This window comes from Streptomyces sp. NPDC002130 (genome assembly GCF_040296465.1).
Classification (GTDB): Bacteria; Actinomycetota; Actinomycetes; order Streptomycetales; family Streptomycetaceae; genus Streptomyces.
In genome coordinates, this window is record NZ_JBEOXI010000613.1 from 1 (window position 1) to 2048 (window position 2048).

Genomic DNA, 2048 nt, shown 5'->3' on the forward strand with positions numbered 1-2048 from the left:
ATTGGTGCACGGCCGGGCCGACCGTTCGTTGCACGTCCAGAGTACGGTCGATGCACTGACCGCATTGGCGGCGGGTGGATACGTCGGCCGCGACGACGCCGCCAACCTGACCGCGTCGTACGAATTCCTGCGCCTTCTCGAGCACCGTCTGCAGTTGCAGAAGCTCAAGCGCACGCACACCCTGCCGCCGCCGGACGACGAGGAAGCGCTGCGTTGGCTGGCCCGCGCCGCGCACATGCGGCCCGACGGGCGTCTGGATTCCCTCGGAGTCCTGCGCGCCGAGATCAAGCGGAATTCACATCGTATTCGCCGCCTGCACGCCAAACTGTTCTACCGCCCGCTTCTCGAATCGGTGGCGCGGATGGACAAGGAAGCACTGGTCCTGGGACCCGAAGCGGCGGTTCGGCAGTTGGCAGCTCTGGGTTACACGGCACCCGAGCATGCACTCGGACATCTGACAGCACTGACGAGTGGCGCTTCACGTAAGGGTCGGATTCAAGCGCTTCTACTGCCGACTCTGCTCGAATCACTCGCTGACACACCGGATCCCGATGCAGGTCTGCTTGCATACCGTAGGCTCTCGGACGCGCTCGTCGACCAGACCTGGTTCCTGCGCCTGCTCCGCGACGAGGCTGCAGTCGCCGAGCGTCTGATGACCGTACTGGGCTCGTCGGCGTATCTACCTGATCTGCTCATCAAGGCACCCGACGTGATCCGTTTGTTCGCGGATTCACCGAGTGGTCCGCGCCTGGTCGAGCCGAAGCCCGAAGACGTCGCTCGCGGAATCCTCACCGCCTCCGGCCGACACAGTGATCCCAATCGTGCTGTGGCCGCGGCCCGCTCGCTGCGGCGACACGAACTTGCACGCATCGCTTCGGCCGACATCCTCGGCATGCTCGATGTGCCCGCCGTCTGCAAGGCGCTGTCCTCGGTGTGGGCTGCGGTGCTCAACGCGTCGCTCTCCGCGGTGATCAAGGCCAGCGTCACCGAACTCGGAACCGAGGCGCCGGCCAGCTTCTCCGTCATCGGCATGGGTCGACTCGGCGGCGGCGAACTCGGCTATGGATCTGATGCCGACGTGCTGTTCGTGTGCGAACCCCGTGAGGGCGTCGACGAGACCGTTGCGGTCAAGTGGGCCAACAGCATTGCCGACAAGGTGCGCAAGCTTCTCGGTGCTCCGAGTACTGATCCGCCGCTCGAAGTCGACACCGGACTGCGCCCGGAAGGTCGTAACGGACCGATGGTGCGCACTCTCGAGTCCTACGACGCGTACTACGCGAAGTGGGCTCAGGCGTGGGAGATCCAAGCGCTCCTACGTGCGCATCCGGTTGCCGGTGACCCTGAACTGGGACTGCGGTTCCTGCACATGATCGACAAGACCCGCTACCCCGAAGGCGGGCCGCGCGTACGGCTTCGACCATCAGCTCGGTCTTACCGCCTGGAAAGTGATGGTAGATCGACCCTCGAGGCGCGCCACTGTGCTTGATGACTTCACTGAAGGACGTCGCATCGACACCGTTGCGACTGATCAATTCGACCGCACTGCGAATCATGCGATCACGTGAGCTCAGCTCTGCCATGTCACAGATCCTTCGGCCGTCGGTACACCTGTCGACTCATACGCTACGTTATGTATGACGACCTACATAGTGATGGGATGAAACAATGAGTGACGAGACAACCGCGACCGTCGACCCGGCGCAGATGACAGGCCTCGAACTTCTCCGCTGGATGGGGACACAGGTCAACGACCGACCCAGCATCGGACGCCTCCTCGGCATGGAGATGCGCGAGGTCAACGAAGGATCCGTGAGCTTCGCCCTGACCCCGCGCGCCGATTTCAGCAACCCCCTCGGCACTGTCCACGGCGGCATTTGCGCAACGCTGCTCGATTCGGTCATGGGCTGCGCGGTACACACGATGCTTCCGGCGGGCGTCGGATACACGACCCTCGAACTCAAGCTCAACTACATCCGCACGGTGCCTCTCGACGGTGACGAACTGACAGCCCACGGCAGTGTCATTCATGTGGGTGGGCGTACCGCGAC

The 2048-nt window shown here is 63.5% G+C and carries 2 protein-coding genes and 1 pseudogene; 2 read left to right on the forward strand and 1 reads right to left on the reverse strand.

What is annotated here, in order from left to right; translation table 11 throughout:
- The first annotated feature begins 4 nt into the window (after window positions 1–4).
- Window positions 5–1486 carry a bifunctional [glutamine synthetase] adenylyltransferase/[glutamine synthetase]-adenylyl-L-tyrosine phosphorylase gene (locus ABT116_RS43500; protein WP_351646312.1) on the forward strand — a complete coding sequence of 494 codons (1482 nt, stop codon included), beginning with the start codon at window positions 5–7 and terminating at the stop codon, window positions 1484–1486.
- On the opposite strand, the pseudogene ABT116_RS43505 reads toward ABT116_RS43500, so the two are convergent.
- Window positions 1473–1580: pseudogene (locus ABT116_RS43505) on the reverse strand (hypothetical protein); the annotation flags it as partial. The gene ABT116_RS43500 and the pseudogene ABT116_RS43505 sit on opposite strands and share 14 nt — an antisense overlap.
- 85 nt (window positions 1581–1665) lie before the next feature.
- Here ABT116_RS43505 and ABT116_RS43510 point away from each other — a divergent pair.
- On the forward strand, window positions 1666–2048 hold a 383-nt coding region (locus ABT116_RS43510; RefSeq protein ID WP_351646309.1), incomplete at its 3' end, for a PaaI family thioesterase.